The organism is Solwaraspora sp. WMMD791 (assembly GCF_029581195.1).
In the GTDB taxonomy this organism is placed as follows: Bacteria; Actinomycetota; Actinomycetes; order Mycobacteriales; family Micromonosporaceae; genus Micromonospora_E.
Genome location: NZ_CP120737.1, coordinates 6,199,045 through 6,216,126 on the forward strand (window position 1 = coordinate 6,199,045; position 17,082 = coordinate 6,216,126).

At 71.5% G+C, this 17,082-nt stretch carries 18 protein-coding genes and 3 tRNA genes; 10 read left to right on the plus strand and 11 right to left on the minus strand.

From position 1 onward, the window contains the following. Nucleotides 1-8 precede the first annotated feature (8 nt). Nucleotides 9-917 (minus strand): MurR/RpiR family transcriptional regulator, encoded by a 909-nt coding sequence (locus O7623_RS28010; protein WP_282225932.1) that lies wholly within the window; start codon nt 915-917, stop codon nt 9-11. A 65-nt stretch (nt 918-982) separates the two neighbouring features. Here O7623_RS28010 and O7623_RS28015 point away from each other — a divergent pair, with 65 nt between their 5' ends. Then, nucleotides 983-1,900: an MOSC N-terminal beta barrel domain-containing protein gene (locus O7623_RS28015; protein WP_282225933.1), complete on the plus strand. Its 918-nt coding sequence runs from the start codon at nt 983-985 to the stop codon at nt 1,898-1,900. A 233-nt stretch (nt 1,901-2,133) separates the two neighbouring features. On the opposite strand, the gene O7623_RS28020 is transcribed toward O7623_RS28015, so the two are convergent. The 4 genes from O7623_RS28020 to bcp all read right to left on the minus strand — a co-directional run bounded on the left by O7623_RS28020 (nt 2,134) and on the right by bcp (nt 3,846). Further along, on the minus strand, nt 2,134-2,571 hold the full coding sequence (locus O7623_RS28020) for a GNAT family N-acetyltransferase (RefSeq protein ID WP_282225934.1): 438 nt from the start codon (nt 2,569-2,571) through the stop codon (nt 2,134-2,136). A 42-nt stretch (nt 2,572-2,613) separates the two neighbouring features. Next, nucleotides 2,614-2,687 (minus strand) — tRNA-Leu (locus tag O7623_RS28025). Nucleotides 2,688-2,695: 8 nt separating this feature from the next. Continuing rightward, nucleotides 2,696-3,259: an HNH endonuclease gene (locus O7623_RS28030; protein ID WP_282225935.1), complete on the minus strand. Its 564-nt coding sequence runs from the start codon at nt 3,257-3,259 to the stop codon at nt 2,696-2,698. Nucleotides 3,260-3,354: 95 nt separating this feature from the next. Continuing rightward, on the minus strand, nt 3,355-3,846 hold the full coding sequence (gene bcp / locus O7623_RS28035; protein WP_282225936.1) for a thioredoxin-dependent thiol peroxidase: 492 nt from the start codon (nt 3,844-3,846) through the stop codon (nt 3,355-3,357). A 138-nt stretch (nt 3,847-3,984) separates the two neighbouring features. On the opposite strand from bcp, the gene O7623_RS28040 reads away from it, so the two are divergent. The 4 genes from O7623_RS28040 to O7623_RS28055 are packed head-to-tail and all read left to right on the plus strand — an operon-like array spanning nt 3,985 to nt 6,757. Next, a complete protein-coding gene (locus O7623_RS28040) occupies nt 3,985-4,764 on the plus strand; it encodes an energy-coupling factor ABC transporter permease (RefSeq protein WP_282229618.1) in 780 nt (259 codons plus the stop codon). Beyond that, nucleotides 4,761-5,126 (plus strand): PDGLE domain-containing protein, encoded by a 366-nt coding sequence (locus tag O7623_RS28045; RefSeq protein ID WP_282225937.1) that lies wholly within the window; start codon nt 4,761-4,763, stop codon nt 5,124-5,126. Before O7623_RS28040 ends, O7623_RS28045 begins: the two co-directional genes overlap by 4 nt. A 12-nt stretch (nt 5,127-5,138) precedes the next feature. Beyond that, on the plus strand, nt 5,139-5,906 hold the full coding sequence (gene cbiQ, locus O7623_RS28050) for a cobalt ECF transporter T component CbiQ (RefSeq protein ID WP_282225938.1): 768 nt from the start codon (nt 5,139-5,141) through the stop codon (nt 5,904-5,906). After that, on the plus strand, nt 5,903-6,757 hold the full coding sequence (locus O7623_RS28055; protein WP_282225939.1) for an ABC transporter ATP-binding protein: 855 nt from the start codon (nt 5,903-5,905) through the stop codon (nt 6,755-6,757). Before cbiQ ends, O7623_RS28055 begins: the two co-directional genes overlap by 4 nt. Here the strand turns inward: O7623_RS28055 and O7623_RS28060 are convergent. The 3 genes from O7623_RS28060 to O7623_RS28070 are packed head-to-tail and all read right to left on the minus strand — an operon-like array spanning nt 6,668 to nt 9,066. After that, a complete protein-coding gene (locus O7623_RS28060; RefSeq protein WP_282225940.1) occupies nt 6,668-7,810 on the minus strand; it encodes a hypothetical protein in 1,143 nt (380 codons plus the stop codon). The two genes, O7623_RS28055 and O7623_RS28060, sit on opposite strands and share 90 nt — an antisense overlap. 2 nt (nt 7,811-7,812) lie before the next feature. Beyond that, complete coding sequence (locus O7623_RS28065; RefSeq protein ID WP_282225941.1) at nt 7,813-8,523, minus strand: thioredoxin domain-containing protein; 711 nt, start codon at nt 8,521-8,523, stop codon at nt 7,813-7,815. Nucleotides 8,524-8,574: 51 nt separating this feature from the next. After that, entirely contained in the window at nt 8,575-9,066 is a 492-nt protein-coding gene (locus tag O7623_RS28070; RefSeq protein ID WP_282225942.1) for a MauE/DoxX family redox-associated membrane protein, read from the minus strand. Nucleotides 9,067-9,238: 172 nt separating this feature from the next. Here O7623_RS28070 and O7623_RS28075 point away from each other — a divergent pair, with 172 nt between their 5' ends. Together O7623_RS28075 and O7623_RS28080 are read left to right on the plus strand one after the other, a co-directional pair. Then, on the plus strand, nt 9,239-10,900 hold the full coding sequence (locus O7623_RS28075) for a copper resistance protein CopC (protein ID WP_282225943.1): 1,662 nt from the start codon (nt 9,239-9,241) through the stop codon (nt 10,898-10,900). 13 nt (nt 10,901-10,913) lie between these two features. Then, entirely contained in the window at nt 10,914-11,711 is a 798-nt protein-coding gene (locus O7623_RS28080; protein WP_282225944.1) for a YcnI family protein, read from the plus strand. On the opposite strand, the gene O7623_RS28085 is transcribed toward O7623_RS28080, so the two are convergent. Further along, nucleotides 11,659-12,873 (minus strand): glycosyltransferase 87 family protein, encoded by a 1,215-nt coding sequence (locus tag O7623_RS28085; RefSeq protein ID WP_282229619.1) that lies wholly within the window; start codon nt 12,871-12,873, stop codon nt 11,659-11,661. The two genes, O7623_RS28080 and O7623_RS28085, sit on opposite strands and share 53 nt — an antisense overlap. A 204-nt stretch (nt 12,874-13,077) precedes the next feature. Between O7623_RS28085 and orn the strand changes: the two genes are divergently transcribed. Both orn and O7623_RS28095 read left to right on the plus strand, forming a co-directional pair. Next, nucleotides 13,078-13,668, plus strand: a complete 591-nt coding sequence (orn, locus tag O7623_RS28090; RefSeq protein WP_282225945.1) for an oligoribonuclease — start codon at nt 13,078-13,080, stop codon at nt 13,666-13,668. A gap of 126 nt (nt 13,669-13,794) precedes the next feature. Further along, nucleotides 13,795-13,870, plus strand: a tRNA-His gene (locus tag O7623_RS28095). A 76-nt stretch (nt 13,871-13,946) separates the two neighbouring features. On the opposite strand, the gene O7623_RS28100 is transcribed toward O7623_RS28095, so the two are convergent. Continuing rightward, complete coding sequence (locus O7623_RS28100; protein ID WP_282229620.1) at nt 13,947-15,266, minus strand: Ig-like domain-containing protein; 1,320 nt, start codon at nt 15,264-15,266, stop codon at nt 13,947-13,949. Between the two features lie 217 nt (nt 15,267-15,483). Next, on the minus strand, nt 15,484-16,785 hold the full coding sequence (locus tag O7623_RS28105; protein WP_282225946.1) for an Ig-like domain-containing protein: 1,302 nt from the start codon (nt 16,783-16,785) through the stop codon (nt 15,484-15,486). A gap of 186 nt (nt 16,786-16,971) precedes the next feature. Here O7623_RS28105 and O7623_RS28110 point away from each other — a divergent pair. Then, nucleotides 16,972-17,047, plus strand: a tRNA-Lys gene (locus tag O7623_RS28110). The last annotated feature ends 35 nt before the right edge of the window (nt 17,048-17,082 follow it).

A 17,082-nucleotide genomic window follows, 5' to 3' on the forward strand; every position in this document is an offset into this window, starting at 1 on the left:
CCGGGTAGTCAGCCGATGAAGACGTTGCGCTGGGCGGCGGAGCGTTCGAACTGCTCCAGCCGGCGCTGCGCCTCGCCGGGCGCGGCGTCGCAGATCGCCTGCAACAGCACCATCGCCAACGCCATCGGCGCGGCGTGCAGATCGAAGACCAGTTGGTCGCCGACCGGGGCGGGCAGCACCAGGTCGGCGTGGTCGGCGGCCGGGCTCAGCGCCGAGTCGGTGATCAGCACGATGGTCAGGCCGATGGCCCGCGCTTCGACCAGCGCGTCCACCGCCTCCCGGGGGCAGCGGGGCAGCACGATCGCCAGCAACGCGCTCGCGCCGGCCTCCCGGGCCTGTTCGAGGCGTTCGGGCAGCAGGCTGCCGCCGCTGTCGAGGACCCGTACGTCGGGGCGGACCTTGGCGGCGAAGAAGCCGAAGTAGTGCGCCAGCGGGGCGGCGGCCCGCAGCCCCAGCACGGGAAGCGGGACGCTGTCGGCCAGGACCGTGCCGGCGGCGGTGAGCCGGTCCCGGTCGGCGAGCTGGTCGGCCAGCATGCTCAGGTGGTGGGCCTCGGCCCGGACCGCACGCTGCATCTCGTTGTCGGCGGCGTAGGGCCGTCGGGCGCCCCGGCGACCACCGACGCGCGGCGCTGGCAGCCCGGTGCCGTCGGTGCCGGAGCCGGTGGCGAACTCACGCAGCCGTCGTCGCAGCGCCGGGTAGCCGTCGTAGCCGAGGGCCATGGCGAACCGGGTGACCGACGGTTGGCTGACCCGGGCCAGTTCGGCGACCTCGGCGGCGGACAGGAAGGCAGCGGAGCCGGCGTGCTGCACGAGGCTGTGCGCGATCCGTCGCTGGGTGGGGGTGAGACGGACGCCGGTGAACAGGTCGAGCACCCGTTCGGCCGAGGCGGCCGACACGACGTCACTGTTATTCACGGGCGTACTGTATGCATAAGTTCATTCAGTCGGCAACGGTGGCCGACCGTGGTACAACACAGCCCGTGGACCACACGACGCACCGGGCCGTTCACCCGGCGACCGCCGTACGGGTCGTCGCACTGCACACGTACCCGGTGAAGGGGTGTCGCCGGCTCGACCACGACGCCGCCCGGGTCGAACGCTGGGGCCTGTCCGGCGACCGGCGCTGGATGATCGTCGACCCCGACGGCGTCGGACTCACCCAGCGGGAGGTTCCCGCCCTGGTCACCATCCACCCCAGACCCGGCACCGCCGGTCCCGACCTGGACGACGCTGCCGGCCTCACCCTGCGCAGTGCCGGCCGACCCACGCTCGACGTCGCCGCACCGGTCGACGGCGAGCTGGTGCCGGTCCGCGTCTTCCGGTCCAAGACCGCGGTGCCGGCCCGGCTCGCCGCGCCCGCCGCCCACGACTGGCTCACCGACCTGCTCGGCCGGCCGGCCCGGCTGGTCTGGCTCGCCGACCCGACGGTACGGCCGGTCGACCCCGACTTCAGCCGACCCGGCGACACGGTCAGCTTCGCCGACGGGTACCCGGTCCTGCTGACCAGCACCGCCTCACTCGACGCGGTGAACGACTGGCTCGTCGGGTCCGGCGACCCGGCGGCGCCCCTGCCGATGCACCGGTTCCGCCCCAACGTGGTCCTCTCCGGAGCACCGGCCTGGACCGAGGACACCTGGCTCGGACAGCGGATCCGGATCGGCGAAGTGGCGTTCCGGGTGGCCAAGACCTGCGCGCGGTGCGTCGTCACCACGACCGACCAGGACACCGGCGAACGGGGCCAGCAGCCGCTGCGGATCCTCGGCCAGCACCGGCGCGGCCCGAAAGGTGTCCTGTTCGGGATGAACCTGATCCCGGACGGTACCGGCCGGATAGCTGTCGGCGACCCGGTGACGGTTCCCGCCGGCCCGGCTGCCAGACCATTCAGCCCGGACTCTTAGGTCTCACTTAGGACCGTTGCCCCGGTACGTCGCAGTAGGGCAGCATCACTGGACGTGACCGACGACGGCCGTGGTTCCCATGCCCGCAAGTCCGGCTGGTCCGGCTGGAGCGCTCGGAGCCGCTGGCTCGCCGGCGGCGGCGTCGCCACCGGCACCGCGCTGCTCGGCCTGCTGCTCGCCGCCCAGGTCGGCGCCAGCCCGGCCTGCGCCGCGCCGCCGGCCGGCGGCAGCACCTACCAGAACGTGGGCAGCCCGTGTCCGTCGCGGACGGTGACCTGCAGTGCAGTCAGGCCGAGCGCGCGGCCGACCCGCTCCGCCTCGGCCAGCAGAGCCAGTCCGTAGCCACGGCCCTGCCGGTCCGGCGCGACGACCACCCGCTTGAGTACGCGCCAGTGCTCCTTGAGGTCGAACCGGTTGCTGGTGACGAAGACGAACGCGGCCAGCCCGCCGGCGTCGACGCCGACGAGCAGCCGGTCGATGCCGGCATCCACCCCGGCGAACGCGGCCTCGGCGGTCGGCCGGACCTGCGCGGCGGTCACCGGGGCAACGAACCCGACCGCCCCACCGGCGTTGGTGGCCGCCACCCAGACCGCGATGATTCGCTCCCGCAGGTCGTCGTCGAGCGGCGGATCCAGGACGAAACCCAGGTGTACGGAGGGTTGGCAACTCATTGTGATTTGCTGACTCCGTGCGGGCTGGGTGACGGTTCTGTGTAGGGCCGGCGGGACTCGAACCCGCACTATCACGGACCTAAACCGTGTGCCTCTGCCAATTGGGCTACGGCCCCAAACGTCCCTAGGTTACGCGTCCAGGATACGGTAGTCGAGCTGCGGGCGGGCCGGCGACCGGCTCGGTCGCCGCAGCTCGATCCCGCGGCTCGCTTGTCGTCGGGGTGCGACGTGATCCGGCGTAGGTCTCCGTCTGGCTGTGGCAGTTGGGGCAGAGCAGCCGTAGGTTGGTCGCGCTGTTGTTCAGGAAGTCGCCGTCGATGTGGTCCACGTGCAGCGTCAATGGAGCGTTCTGCCAGATGGGGCCGGTCCCACAGGTGGCGCATCGCTCCGGGACGCCGATCGACAGCAGCGCCCGCTTCAGTCGAAATCCCGGTGTCCGTCGAGATCCTTCGGGCAGCCTGGTCAACAGCATCGGCGGGGTCAATCGGTAATATCCGCGCTGACCTCGATTGTGGGCGCTGCCGGTGAAGTGTGACGTGTTGATGCCATAGAACTTCAGGCGGCGACTGATATGCGCGTGTGAGCCCCCGCTGACCCGGATCCCCAGATGGCGCAGCATATCGGTGACGTTGCGGCACTGTGCAGCGGCAGTGGCAAGTCGCTCACGCGTATATTTTTCTCTCCCCATGCCCGAACGCTATCGGTGGGGTGTGACATTGTCGTCGATCGAGGACCAGGGCTGGAGGATCCGCCCCCGGAGATCGGGTCGGGAGTGGGCTCTGCTCAGTCGAGGCCGAGGTCGCGCCGGAGCTTGGCCACGTGGCCGGTCGCCTTGACGTTGTAGAGCGCCTTGGTGATCCGTCCGTCGCCGTCGATCACGAAGGTCGACCGGATCACCCCGGTGACGGTCTTGCCGTACAGCTGCTTCTCGCCGTAGGCGCCGTACGCGGTGAGCACGGTCTTGTCGGGGTCGGACACGAGCGGGAAGGTCAGCCCGTCGCGCTCCCGGAACTTGGCCAGTTTCTCCGGTTTGTCGGGGGAGATGCCGACCACCTCGTAGCCGGCGGCCTGCAGCGAGGCCAGGGAGTCGCGGAAATCACATGCCTGTTTGGTGCAGCCCGGAGTCATCGCCGACGGGTACGCGTACAGCACCACGTTGCGGCCGCGTAGCTGGGTGAGGGACAACTGGTCACCGGTGTCGGTCGGCAGGGTGAATTCCGGGGCCGGATCGCCCGGTGCGAGGCGGACGGGGCCCTCGTCGGCTGCGGAGGTCATGGCCGGAGCCTACCCGCCGCCCCGGCCGTCGGGCCGCCCGCCACCATCTGCCACTTGCCATCTCTATGCAAGAGCGTCCTAGCCGCAATACGCTCGGTTGGCGATCACCCGTACCCTGCCGGGAGGCACTCAGTGGACCTGGACCCCCTCGCGCTCCACATTCAGAACGGGGTGCTCAACGGCCCTGTAGCGATCAGTTACGCCGTCCTCGCCGCGGTCGCCTTCGCGTACTGCGTGGTCCGGGGCCGCCGTGACCTCGACGACCGCCTCGCCCCGATGGCCGGCCTGGTCGCCGCGTTCATCTTCGCCGTCCAGATGCTCAACTTCCCGGTCCTGCCCGGGGTCAGCGGCCACCTGCTCGGCGGCGCGCTCGCCGCGCTGCTGGTCGGGCCCTGGGTCGGTGCGCTCTGCGTGTCGATCGTGCTGATCGTGCAGGCGTTGCTGTTCGCCGACGGCGGAGTCACCGCCATCGGCCCGAACGTCACCAACATGGCCCTGGTCGGCACCGCCGCCGCGTACGGGCTGATCTTCGTGCTGCTGCGGGTGCTGCCGCGCACCCCGACCGGGCTGGCGGTGACCGCCTTCGTCGCGTCGGTGGTCAGTGTGGTCGCCGCCGCGTTGAGCTTCGTGCTGCAGTACGCCATCGGCGGCACCACCCAGTTGCAGGAGTTCGGCCTCGGCCAGGTGCTGGCGCTGATGACCGGCACCCACGTCCTCATCGGGATCGGCGAAGGGCTGATCGCCGCGGTCACCGTACTGACCGTCGCCCGGACCCGCCCGGACCTGGTGTACGCCCTGCGCGGCCTGCGCCGCCCGACCACGCCGACCACGCCGAGCGCGCCGGCCGCTCCCACCACGCCGGCCGCTCCCACCACGCCGACCACCAGCCAGCCCGCATCCGCCGGAGGTGCCGCATGAAACGCAACACCGGGTTCGTCCTGGCCGGGCTGCTCGTCTCGCTGCTGCTCGCCGGGGTGGTGAGCAACTTTGCCTCCGGCTCGCCCGACGGGCTGGACTCGGCGTCGACCCGGGGCTGCCAGGTCGACGGCGAGGAGATCGTCGGCGGTGCCTGCATGGCGTCCGGTGCCCGCGAGCACGAGCTGTCCGACAGCCCGTTCGCCGACTACGGCCTGGCCGCCGTGGACAACGCCTTCCTCGGTACGGCGGTCGCCGGTGTCGTCGGGGTGCTGCTCACCTTCGCCATCGCCGGCGGGCTGTTCTGGCTGGCTCGGGTCCGCCGGTCGCAGGAGCCGGCCGGCGCCTCGACCGGCGAGCGGTAGAGGCGGGTCACGGTGGGCGCGGGGCACTCGCAGGTGCTGCACCTGGAGCGGGACAGCCTGGTGCACCGGCTCGCCCCGGAGACCAAGATCGCGGCGATGGTGGCCTTCACCCTGGCGGTGGTGGCCACCCCGCGCGAGCAGCTGTGGGCCTTCGGCGGGTACGCCGTACTGGTGGCGGTGGTGGCGGCACTGGCCCGGGTGCCGGCCGGCTGGCTGGCCCGCCGGTCGCTGATCGAGGTCCCGTTCGTCGCGTTCGCGGTGGCGCTGCCGTGGCTGGCCGGCGGTGAGCAGGTCGTCGTCGGTGGGCTCAGCCTGTCGGTCGAGGGCCTCTACGGCGGCTGGAACATCCTGGCCAAGGCGACCCTCGGGGTGCTCGCCTCGTTGCTGCTGGCGGCCACCACCACCAGCCGTGACCTGCTGGTCGGCCTGGACCGGCTGCGCTGCCCGGCGGTCATCACGCAGATCGCCACGTTCATGCTGCGCTACGTCGACGTGCTGGTCGACGAGGCCCGGCGGATGCGTATCGCCCGAATCTCCCGGGGCGACGACCCCCGCTTCCTCTGGCAGGTCCGGGGCTTCGCCGCCGGCATCGGGGCGCTGTTCCTGCGGGCGTTCGAACGTGGTGAGCGGGTCTACCTGGCGATGATCTCCCGGGGCTACACCGGTCGGATGCCGGCGGCCTGGCATGCGACCGGCGGCGCGACGGCCCGGCAGTGGGCGGCGGCGGCGTCGGTGCCGGCCACGGCGGCTACGATCGCCGCCGTGGCGGTACTGCGGTGACCACGACCGGCGGCGAGCAGCCCGGCCGGCCAAACGGCGGCGAGCAGCCCGGCCCGCCGTCGCTGCGGGTACGGGATCTGCACTTCAGCTACCCGGACGGGCACCCGGCGTTGCACGGGGTGGACCTGACGGTGCCCGCCGGTGCCCGGGTGGCGTTGCTGGGGCCGAACGGGGCCGGCAAGACCACCCTGGTGCTGCACCTCAACGGCGTACTGCGGGGCGGGTCCGGGCAGGTCGAGGTGGCCGGGCTGACGGTGGACGACCGGCGGGCCACCCTGGCCGAGGTGCGGCGCCGGGTCGGGATCGTCTTCCAGGACCCGGACGACCAACTGTTCCTGCCGACGGTCGCCGAGGACGTGGCGTTCGGGCCGGCGAACCTGGGGCTGCGCGGGGCGCAGCTCGCGGCGCGGGTCGACGAGGCGTTGGCCGCCGTCGGGATGTCCGAGCATCGCGACCGTACCCCGCAGCACCTGTCCTTCGGTCAGCGCCGGCGGGTGGCGGTGGCGACGGTGCTGGCGATGCGTCCGGAGATCCTGGTGCTCGACGAGCCGTCGTCGAACCTGGATCCGGCGGCCCGCCGGGAGCTGGCCGAGATCCTGCACGGGCTGTCGGTCACGATTCTGATGGTCACCCACGATCTGCCGTACGCGATCCAGCTGTGCGAGCGGTCGGTGATCCTGGACGCCGGTCGGGTGGTGGCGGACGGGCCGACCGCGCAGTTGCTGGCGGACCCGCAGTTGCTGGCCCGGCACCGGCTGGAGCTACCGGTCGGCTTCGACCCGCTGCTCGCCGCCGATCAGCTCGCCGCCGCCCGAGGTGCCGGGTGGTCCGGTGACCGGCTCCGCGCGTAGTCGCAGCACCGCGCCGACCGCGACCGCCGCGCCGACGGCGACGATGACGGCGACGGTGACCCGGGGCCACCAGCCGGGGCCGGGTACCGGTGCGATCGCCCGGGCGAAGACGGCGGCGTTCGCCGCCCCGGCGAAGATCGCCAGGCAGGCACCGCCCAGCGCCAGGGCCAGTTCGACCCCGGGGCGGCGGCGCACCGCGTACCCGGCGGCGGCCAACGCGGCCACCCCGGTGACCAGCGCCCAGACCGGTCCGGCGAGGAGCGCGTCGAGGACCCCGCCGAACCCGCCGCCGGCGCCGGCGGTCACCGCGCGGGTGACGGCATAGCCGACCGCGATCGCGCCGCCGACGGCGAGTCCGACGGCCGACAACCGGTGCGCGGTACGCGGTCCGCGCCGGGCCGCGGCCAGCAGGCCCGACACCATGAGTACGGCGCCGAGCAGCGTGCCGCCACACCAGTGCAGCGGGTCCGGCGGCGGCACCCAGTCCAGGGTGCCGCGCAGCTCGGCCGGGGTGACACCGACGCGCAGCGGGACGACCCAGTCCCGTACCCGGTGCGGCTGGTCGGGTGCGGCGCGCACCGCCTCTGGTGGTCCGTCGGCCAGCCAGTAGGTGCGCTGGTCGTGCCAGCGGACGACCGGTTCGGTGCTGATCCGGCGCCAGTCCGGTGGTGCGGTCGGGTCGGCGTCGGTCGGCACCGGGGTGTCGCCGGCGAGGGTTTCGTTGCGGTACGCGGTGGGGGATCGGCGGTTCTGGTAGACCCCGTCCGGGCGGATCTCCAGGTACGGCTCTCCGTCGTAGCCGAGCACCTCGACCGGCCGGTCGCCACGGTTGGTCAGCTCAAGACGGGCACCGGCCTCGACGACCCGTACCGTGACGGCGTCGAGGGCCGGGACGGTGCCGGTCACGGTGACCCGGTAGTCGGTGGCGGCGGGGGCGTCCGCGCCGTGCGCGGCGGCCGGTGCGCCGGTGGCGACGAGCACCGCCGCCGGTACGCCGACGAGCACCGCGCTCGCCACGGCGGCCAGTACGGCCAGTCGCCCGGGTGCCCGCACGGTCAGCCGGCCGCGTCCACGGCGGCGGTGATGGCGTCCGCGCTGGACCCGACGGTCTCGCCGTCGACCTGCACGGTCGGGGTGCCGCTGACGCCGGCCCGGCCGGCCTGCTCGGTGACGTGGGCGGGCCAGCCACGGTAGGTGTCGTCGCGGACGCACCGACCGAAGCTGCCGGTGTCCAGGCCGACGTCTCCGCCGATGGCGATCAGCTGTTCGGTGCTCAGGCCGGGGCCACCTTCGGCCGGCTGCTGCTCGTACAGCGCGGCGGCGTACTCGCTGAACTTGCCGCCGGCGGCCGCGCAGCCGGACGCGGCGGACGCCCGCGTCGAGTACGCGTCGTCGCTGAGCCGGTCGAGGATCGCGACAGGGTGGTACACGAGGGTGATCCTGCCATCCGCGACGAGTTGGTCCAGGGTCGGCCCGACCTGCTGTTCGAACTGCCGGCAGGCGGGGCAGAGAAAGTCGGCGTAGAGGTCGACGGTGACCGGGCCGTCGCCGATCGGGATGCCGGAGTCGTTGGCGACGGCGCCGGGTGGTGCGGTGTACTCGCCGCCGCGCTGGGTCTGGTAGACGGCCCAGCCGATCATCCCGGCGAGGACCACCGCCACGGCGGCCGCGACCGACGTCCACAGGGCGCGTTGGCGTCGTCGTTCCCGGGCGATCTGTTCGCGGACCACCCGGGCGGCCTTCTTCTGCTCCACTCGCCGGCTCATCGCCGTCACCCGCCGATCTGAGGATCACTGACAATCAAAGGTGTCTATCGCCTATTTATGCTCAAAGATGGCCATGTCGGCTGACCACATCGTCCGCGGGAACCAGATCAGGAACCCGGCCAGCGCGAGAAACGCCAGGTCACGCAGGATCTCCGGTCCGTAGCTGGGGTCCTGCCCGGCGGCCAGCTCACCGCCGACACCGAAGCATCCGCAGTCGATGCGCAGCCCTCGCGACCAGGCCGACGCGATACCGGCGACGAAGATCACCAGCAGTACGGCCGACAGCACCGCGCAGAGCCGGGTGGCCAGCCCGATCAGCAGCAGCACCCCGAGGGCCAGTTCGACAAGTGGCAGCGCCGCGCCGATCACCATCGCCAGGTCGTACGGGAAGATCTGGTACGCGTTGACCGACCGGCCGGAACCGGCCAGATCGGTGACCTTGGAGCCGCCGGCGTACAGCCAGACGGCGGCCAGCCCCAGGCGGGCGACCATGCCGAGCCAGGGCGCCACCGTCGGCCAGCGCCCGCCCGTACCAGCTGTCATGTCTATTGGTCGCTCCCCACCCGGCGCCGGGTTCCCGGCGGATGTGACAACAAACCGGGAACCCGGATGTCCTTCGTCACACCCGGGTCGGCGGGAACTTTTTCGCCCGTCGCACCGACCAACAACGAATGAGGCGGAGCCGGGTCGCGCGGACAGGGGTGGACCGGCGAGCATGTTCCCCATGACTGCCGCTTCCCACAGGTGGACCTCCCGGCTCGCCGCCATCGCCGCACTGGTGCTGGCGGCACTGCCGGTCGTCCTGCTGCCCGCCACCCCGGCCAGCGCACACGCCGTACTGGTCAGCACCAGCCCGGTGGTCGACGCGGTGCTGCCGAACGCCCCGGCCGAGGTGGTGCTCACCTTCTCCGAGTCGGTGCGGCAGGTGCCCGACCGGGTCCGGGTGATCGCCCCGGACGGGCAGCGGGTCGACCAGGGCGAGCCGGTGTTCAACGGGGCGGTGGTCAGCGTCGCGGTCGACCAGCAGACCTCCCGGGGCACGTATCTGGTCAGCTACCGGGTCATCTCCGCCGACGGCCACCCGGTCACCGGCGGCTTCACCTACTCGGTCGGCGCGCCGTCGGCGGTGCCGACCGACACCGGTGGTGCCGAGACCGATCCGCTGGTCAGCCGGCTGATCCAGGTCGCCAAGTTCGCCGGATACGTCGGCCTGCTGCTGATCGTCGGCCCGGTGCTGGTACTCACCATGCTCTGGCCACGGCGGTTGTCGCGGGCCGGCCCGGGGCGGCTGGTCTGGGCCGGACTCGGGCTCGTCGCGGCGGCCACCCTGGCGGCCATCTGGCTGCAGGCCCCGTACGTCACCGGCGGTGGGCTGGCGGACGCCGACGGCGCGGCCCTGCGCGACGTGCTGGGCAGCAGTCTCGGCGCGGCCATGCTGGTCCGCCTCGGTGTGCTGGCCGCCGCCGCTGTCCTGATCCGCCCCCTGCTGGCGGGTACGGACGGCAGCAGCGACCGGATCCTGCTCGGCGTGCTGGCGGTGATCGGCGCTTTCACCTGGCCGCTGGCCGGACACCCGGCGGCCTCCCCGGTGCCCGCCGTCTCGGTGGTCGTCGACGCCGTGCACCTGGCCGGGATGGCCGTCTGGCTCGGCGGGCTGCTGATGCTCGCGGTGTTCCTGCTGCGTCAGGCCGACGAGCGGGAGCTCGGCGCGATCCTGCCGATCTGGTCGCGGTGGGCCGCGTTGGCCGTGTGCGGCCTGCTGCTGGCCGGCACCGTCCAGGCGTTGATCGAGGTCGGGACCTTCGGCGCGCTGGTCGGCACCACGTACGGTCGACTGCTGCTGGCCAAGATCGGGCTGTTCGTCGTCGTGCTGGCGGTGGCGGCGTACTCGCGGCAGCTGGTGCGCAACCGGACCGCCGCCGGTCAGCCCGGTCGGATGCGCCGGGCGATCGTCGCCGAGTTGGCGGTGACCGCAGTGGTGCTGGCGGTGACCGCGGTGCTGGTGCAGACCACCCCGGCGCGGACTGCCGTCGCCGACGACCTGCGGGCCACCAGCACCTACTTCTCCACCACCTTGACCAGCGACATCTACTCGCTGCAGGTCGAGGTGGATCCGGCCCGACGCGGCAACAACTCGGTCCACCTGTACGCCTACACCCCGGACAACCGCCCACAGCCGGTCGTCGAGTGGCAGGCGACGGCGGCGTTGCCGGCCAGTGGGGTGGAGCCGATCGAGATTCCGCTGCTGCCGTTGACCGACAACCACGCCACCGGCGAGATCAGTCTGCCGACCACGGGAGACTGGGAGCTGCGGATCACCGTTCGGATCTCCGACATCGACCAGGCCACCGTGTCCACCACGGTGGAGATCAGTTAGAAAGGGTTCCTTCATGCTCCGTCACCGACGCACGCTGGCCCGCGCCGTGGCGCTCACCGGCGCGACCGTCGTCGCCGGCGTCATCGGACTGGCCGCCCCCGCCGCCGCGCACATCACCGTCAACCCGTCCGAGGCGGTCGTCGGCGACTACGCCCGGCTGGCGTTCCGGGTGCCGAACGAGAGCGACGAGCACAGCACCACGCAGGTGGAGGTGGTGATGCCGGAGGAGACGCCGATCGCGTCGGCCACCCTGGCCCGGGTGCCCGGCTGGACGGCCCAGGTGCAGACCCAGCCGGTCGACCCGCCGCTGGAGGTGCACGGCGCCCAGGTCACCGAGGCGGTGGCCCGGATCGTCTGGACCGCCGACGACCCGCAGGCCGGGGTCCAACCGGGCGAGTTCCTGGAGTTCCCGGTCTCCCTCGGACCGCTGCCGGACGCCGAGCAGTTGGTGTTCAAGTCGCTGCAGACCTACTCCGACGGCACCGTGGTGCGGTGGATCGAGGTGCCGGTTCCCGGCCAGGACGAACCGGCCACCCCGGCGAGCGTGCTGACCCTGGTGCCGGAAGGCGCGCAGGCCCCGGCGGCCGGTGGCGGTGAGGAGACCGTCGACGAGGCGCCGGCCGCCGACGCGCAGCCCGGCACCGACACCGGTGGCTCCGGAGTGGCGCTCGGGCTCGGCGTCGCCGGACTGCTCGCCGGCCTCGGCGGTCTGGCGCTCGGTGGCCTGGCGTTCGCCCGGACCCGGCGACCCGCGCCCGCTACGGCGTCGGACTCGGCCCCGGCATCCAGTGGTGGCGGATCGGCAGACTGACCAGCAGCAGCGCGGCGGTCAGCACGTACAGGTTGCGCAGCAGGAACGTCGCAGGGTCGTCGGTCGGCACCTTCTCGTTGCCCCAGTCGATCAGCGACACCACCCCGAAGACCAGCACCGCGAACGTGACCGCCGCCAGCAGCGCCGCGCCGGCGGCCCGGACCCCGCTCCGGACCGCCGGCGCGGCAGGCTGTCGCGTTGCGTCGAGTCGGTACGGCTGCCGGACCGCCGCGTCGACCAGCAGGATCAGCGCCGGGACGAACCAGTAGACGTGATGTGGCCAGGTGATCGGTGCGATCAGCGCGGCGACCAGCCCGGTCAGGGTCAGCCCGGCCAGTTCGTCGCCGGCCCGTACCGCCCGGGCGGCACGCCACAGCCCGTATCCGGCGACCACCGCGACCAGCGCCAGCCAGACCAGCCGGCTCGGCTCGTCCGGGGCGACCAGCCGGCCCAGCAGCCCTTGCAGCGACTGGTTGCCGGTGTAGTCGCTGCGGCCGACCCGGTCGGTGCTCCACAACTCCTGCGTCCAGAACCGCCACGACTCGGCCGGCAGGACCGCCGCCGAGAGCAGCGTCGCGCCGGCCGCAGCGACACACGACACCAGCGCCGCCCGCCACCGCCGGGTGATCAGCAGGTAGACGATGAAGATCCCCGGGAACAGCTTGATCGCGGTCGCCAGGCCGATGCCGACGCCGGCCCAGCGGGACCGCTGCGGTACGGCGAACAGCAGGTCGGCCAGGATCAGCACCACCAGCAGCATGTTGATCTGACCGAGGAAGATCGTCTCCCGGGTCGGCTCGATCAGAACCACCAGCGGCACCGCCAGACCGGCCAGCCACCAGCGCGGCAGACCCCGGCGGTGGGCGATCGGGGTGACCAGCCAGACCGTGGTGACCACCACCGCCAGCAGGGTGCCGACGGTGAAGACGGTGGCGGCGACCCCTGGGCCCACCGCCGCGAACGGGCGCAGCAGCAGCGCGGTGAACGGCGGGTAGGTGAAGTAGAGCTCACCCTGCACGACGTCGGGTTGGACGTAGTCGTACAGCGGGTTGCCCTCGGCCCACCAGCGCATCGCGCTGAGGTAGATCTTCAGGTCGTAGAAGTCGTGCCGGTTGCCGTACCAGAGCAGGGCCGTGACCACGGCGGCGGCCAGGCCGACGATGACGCCGATCCGACGGGCGGCGTGCGGTCGGCTGCCGGCCGGGTGGGGGGCCGGGCGGTCCGGGACGGTGTCGGCGGGCACGCCCGCGAGCCTAGCGGTCGCGCCGGTCCGGCGACGGGTGCCCGGTCGTGGGCCGGTCGTGGGCCGGTCGCGGGCTGGTCGTGGGCTGGGCACCGGCTGGACGTCGGCGCGTAGGCTGTCGGCGTGGCGGATCTTCTTGTCTGGATCGACTGTGAGATGACCGGGCTGGACCTCGGCAAGGACGCGTTGATCGAGGTGGCCGCGCTGGTCACCGATTCGGACCTCAACGTGCTCGGCGACGGTGTCGATCTGGTCATCCACGCCGATGAGGAGGCGCTCGCCGGGATGCCGGACGTGGTGCGCGAGATGCACGCCAGGTCCGGGCTGACCGAGGAGGTACGCCGTTCGGCGATCACCCTGGCCGAGGCCGAGGACCGGATCCTGGAGTACGTCACCAGCTTCGTCCGGGAGCCGAAGACCGCCCCGCTGTGCGGCAACTCGATCGCCACCGACCGGGGCTTCCTGGCCCGGGACATGCCGCGACTCGACGCCCACCTGCACTACCGCATGATCGACGTGTCGTCGATCAAGGAGCTGTGTCGCCGTTGGTACCCCCGGGTCTACTTCGGCCAGCCGGCCAAGGGACTGTCGCACCGGGCGCTGGCCGACATCCAGGAGAGCATCCGGGAGCTGGAGTACTACCGGCGGGCGATCTTCGTACCGCTGCCCGGCCCGGACGTCGACGCGGCCAAGGCGATCGCCGCCGGTCTGTGATCCACTGCAGGTGCCCGGGTCCGACCCGCCGCTGACCCGCCGGGCGAACCCGCTCGACGGGAGCCGTCCGGGTGGGGCTATCATTGGTCGGCACCGCACGCGGCAGTCTGTCGGGTGAGGTTCATGGTGGCTGTAGCTCAGCAGGTAGAGCACCGGGTTGTGGTCCCGGGTGTCGAGGGTTCAAGTCCCTTCAGTCACCCCACGGAAAAGGGCCGGTCAGGATCATCCTGACCGGCCCTTTCGCTGTCCGTCACCTGTTCACGGGCGTTGCCGGCCCGTCACTGCCCGTCTCCGGCCGCGCTGCCGCCGTCGGTGTCGGTGTCGGTGTCGGTGTCGGTCGAGGGTGAGTCGGCCGTCGGCGGCTCGTACGGCAGGGCACTGCCGGCGATCAGCTCGTCCCAGCTGAGGTTCCAGATGGTCCAGCCGTTGCCGTTGACGAGCTGGACCTCGGTGCCCTTGACGGTCACCGGATCACCCACCTTGGTCTGGTTGAACAGCCATTCGGCGTTGGCCACCGACATGTTGATGCAACCGTGCGACACGTTGCGCACCCCCTGGTCGGCCACGGACCACGGCGCGGCGTGGATGAACTCGCCACCCCAGGTGAGCCGCTGGGCGTACTCGATGTCGGTCCGGTAGCCCTCCTCCGGGCCCAGCTCCTCGTACGTGTCGAAGACGGTCTCCTTGAGCTTCTCCATCACGATCATGGTGCCGCTCGACGATGGGGTCTTCGGCTTACCGAGGCTGACCGGGATCTCCTTGATCGTCTGCCCGTCCTTGGTGACCGTCATCTTCTTGGTCGCGTTGTCCACGGTCATGATCAGCGCGGAGCCGACCTCGGCGTCGATCGTCAGATCGTTGCGGCCGTACCAGCCGTCGCCCATCGGCAGCCCGCCGGTCTGCGCCTTGTAGAACAGCTTCGTGCCGGCCTGCCAGTACTCCTTGGGTCGGAACTGGACCTCGGTGGGGCTGACCCAGTACCAGACGCCCTCCTGGGCGGGCTCGGTCCGTACGCTCAGCCGCCGCTGCACGTCGTCGCGCTGGTCCTGCGGGATGTCCCGACTGAACCGCAGGATGAGCGGCATCGCGACCCCGACGACGTTGCCGTCGCCGAGGAAACTGGAGACCCTGACCTGGTTCGCCGGCTCGGCCATCGTGCGGAAGCTGTGGCTGACGGTGGTGGTCTTGTCGTCGTCGCCGGTCACCGTCACCGTCGCGGTGTACGCGGTGTCCCAGGCCAGTTGACTGGCCGGCAGGAACTGGCTGCCGTCTGCGGTGACCTCGCCCTCCACTGCGTTGCCGGCGGCGTCGGTCAACTCGACCGTCGTCTCGACCGCCCCGGTCGCGGTGAACACGACCCCGGTCGAGGCCGGCACGTCGGTGGCGTCCGCGGCCGGCTCGGTGATCGTCGCCTGCGCTTTCGGGCTGGGCTCGGCCTCGGCGCCGCTGCCATCCTGCCAGGTGGGCGCGTCACCGCCGCCGGTGCAGGCGCCGGTCAGCGCGAGCGCGGCGGTCGCCACGAGGGCCACCAGCGCCCGCGGTACGGGTGGACGCGTCCGTCCGGCGCGCGACGGTGCCTTGTTGCGGCTGACTCGCACTCGCATGATCTCCTCACGGAAAGTTCGGTCCCCGGGTCCCATCGTCCATCAATGACGCGGCAGGGCAACTCCCGGGTTCGTGCCTGAACGGAGGTAACGCCGACGCGACCGACCGATATTCCCGATTCTCCGGGCGTTTTCGATCGGTCGCGTCGGATTAGTCCGTTGTCGGCCTTTGTTCAGATGTCATGCCTCACTGCGGTGACTCGCCCTGATGTCATCCGGACGTCACCGAGGGTGCCGGGGTCGGGGTGCCCCCACCGGACTGGGCCGGTGCCGGCGACCCGGACCGCTGCTTCGGCGCGAGATCGGCCGGCACCGGCAGCGCGCTGCCCTTGACGAACTCGTCCCAGGTCAGGTTCCACGCCGTCCACCCGTTACCGTCGGCCAGCTTGCGCTCGGTCCCCTTGACCGTGATCGGATCACCGACCTTGGTCTGACTGAACAGCCACTCCGCGTTCGCCATCGACAGGTTGACGCAGCCGTGCGACACGTTGCGTACCCCCTGGTCACCGACCGACCACGGCGCCGCGTGAATGAACTCACCGCCCCAGGTGATCCGCTGAGCGAACGAGATGTCCGTCCGGTAACCCTCCTCCGGGCCAAGCTCGGCGAACGTGTCGAAGACCGTCTGCGCCTGCTTGTCCATCACCACCATCGTGCCACTCGACGACGGCGTACTCGGCTTGCCGAGACTCACCGGCATCTGCTTGACCAGCTTGTCGTCCTTGAACATCGACAACTGCTTGGTGGCGTTGTCCACCTCCATCGTCACCTTGCCGCCGATCGTGGCGGTGGCCCCGCGGTCCTGGTCGCCGTACCGGCCGTCACCCGTCGGATGCCCACCGAGCGCGATCCGCGCGGTCAGCTTGGTGCCGGGCTGCCAGTAGTCCGGCGCCCGGTAGAACGCCTGACTGCCGTTCGCCACCCAGTACCAGGTGCCCGGCTGCGGCGGGTCGGTCGAGACGAACATCCGCTTCTGCACGTTGGCCCGCTCCTTCTCCGGAACGCCCGGGAAGAACTCCACCACCACCGGCATCGCCACCCCGTACGTACGCCCGTCGAACAGGTAGAGCCCCGTGCCGGTCTGCGACCCGGACTTGCCCATCGTGCTGAACGTGGTGGTCTTCGTCTCCTCGTCCCCGGAGGCGCTCGTCGCGACCACCGTCGCCGTGTACTTCTTGTTGTTCTTCAACGGCTTGTCCGGCACCCAGGAGGTACCGTCGTCGCGCATGCTGCCGCTGACCTCGCCGCCGCCGTCCTCGACGAGCGTCACCGAGGTCACCTCCCCACCGCTGACCGAGGTGCCGATCTCCGTGCTGATCGGCAGATCCTTCGCGTCAGCCTCCGGCGAGATGGCGAACTCGAACGGTTCCGGCGGCGGAGTCGGACTCGCCGACGCCACCTGACCGCTGACGAACCGTGGTGCCTCCTTGTCCGCTCCGCACCCTGCCAGTGCGGCCGGTGCGATGACTGCCAGTGTCATCGCGACCGACCAACCCCTCCTGACCCTGTCCATCCCAGTCCCCGTTCCTTGTTGCGTCCCTGCCGACATCGTGCATCACCCGCTACGCCCTTCGTGCCTGATCCGGAAGGGTGCCAGATCCGTGCACGTGGGCAGGTCGGCCGGACAGTCGGCTCGTACCCGGCAACCGGTTGGAAGACGGGCGGGCCGCCGTGCTACGGTTGCCGACGTTGTCAGCGAGCGCCGCTAGCTCAACTGGCAGAGCAGCGGACTCTTAATCCGCGGGTTGTAGGTTCAAGTCCTACGCGGCGTACCAGACAACAAGGCCCCGACCAGGCGGTTTCCGCCCGG

Coding starts and splice junctions, on each gene's coding strand:
- O7623_RS28020 (WP_282225934.1), bottom strand. CDS start 2,571: ATGAGTTGCCAACCCTCCGTACACCTGGGTTTCGTCCTGGATCCGCCG.
- O7623_RS28030 (WP_282225935.1), bottom strand. CDS start 3,259: ATGGGGAGAGAAAAATATACGCGTGAGCGACTTGCCACTGCCGCTGCA.
- bcp (WP_282225936.1), bottom strand. CDS start 3,846: ATGACCTCCGCAGCCGACGAGGGCCCCGTCCGCCTCGCACCGGGCGAT.
- O7623_RS28045 (WP_282225937.1), top strand. CDS start 4,761: ATGAAACGCAACACCGGGTTCGTCCTGGCCGGGCTGCTCGTCTCGCTG.
- O7623_RS28065 (WP_282225941.1), bottom strand. CDS start 8,523: ATGAGCCGGCGAGTGGAGCAGAAGAAGGCCGCCCGGGTGGTCCGCGAA.
- O7623_RS28070 (WP_282225942.1), bottom strand. CDS start 9,066: ATGACAGCTGGTACGGGCGGGCGCTGGCCGACGGTGGCGCCCTGGCTC.
- O7623_RS28075 (WP_282225943.1), top strand. CDS start 9,239: ATGTTCCCCATGACTGCCGCTTCCCACAGGTGGACCTCCCGGCTCGCC.
- O7623_RS28080 (WP_282225944.1), top strand. CDS start 10,914: ATGCTCCGTCACCGACGCACGCTGGCCCGCGCCGTGGCGCTCACCGGC.
- O7623_RS28105 (WP_282225946.1), bottom strand. CDS start 16,785: ATGGACAGGGTCAGGAGGGGTTGGTCGGTCGCGATGACACTGGCAGTC.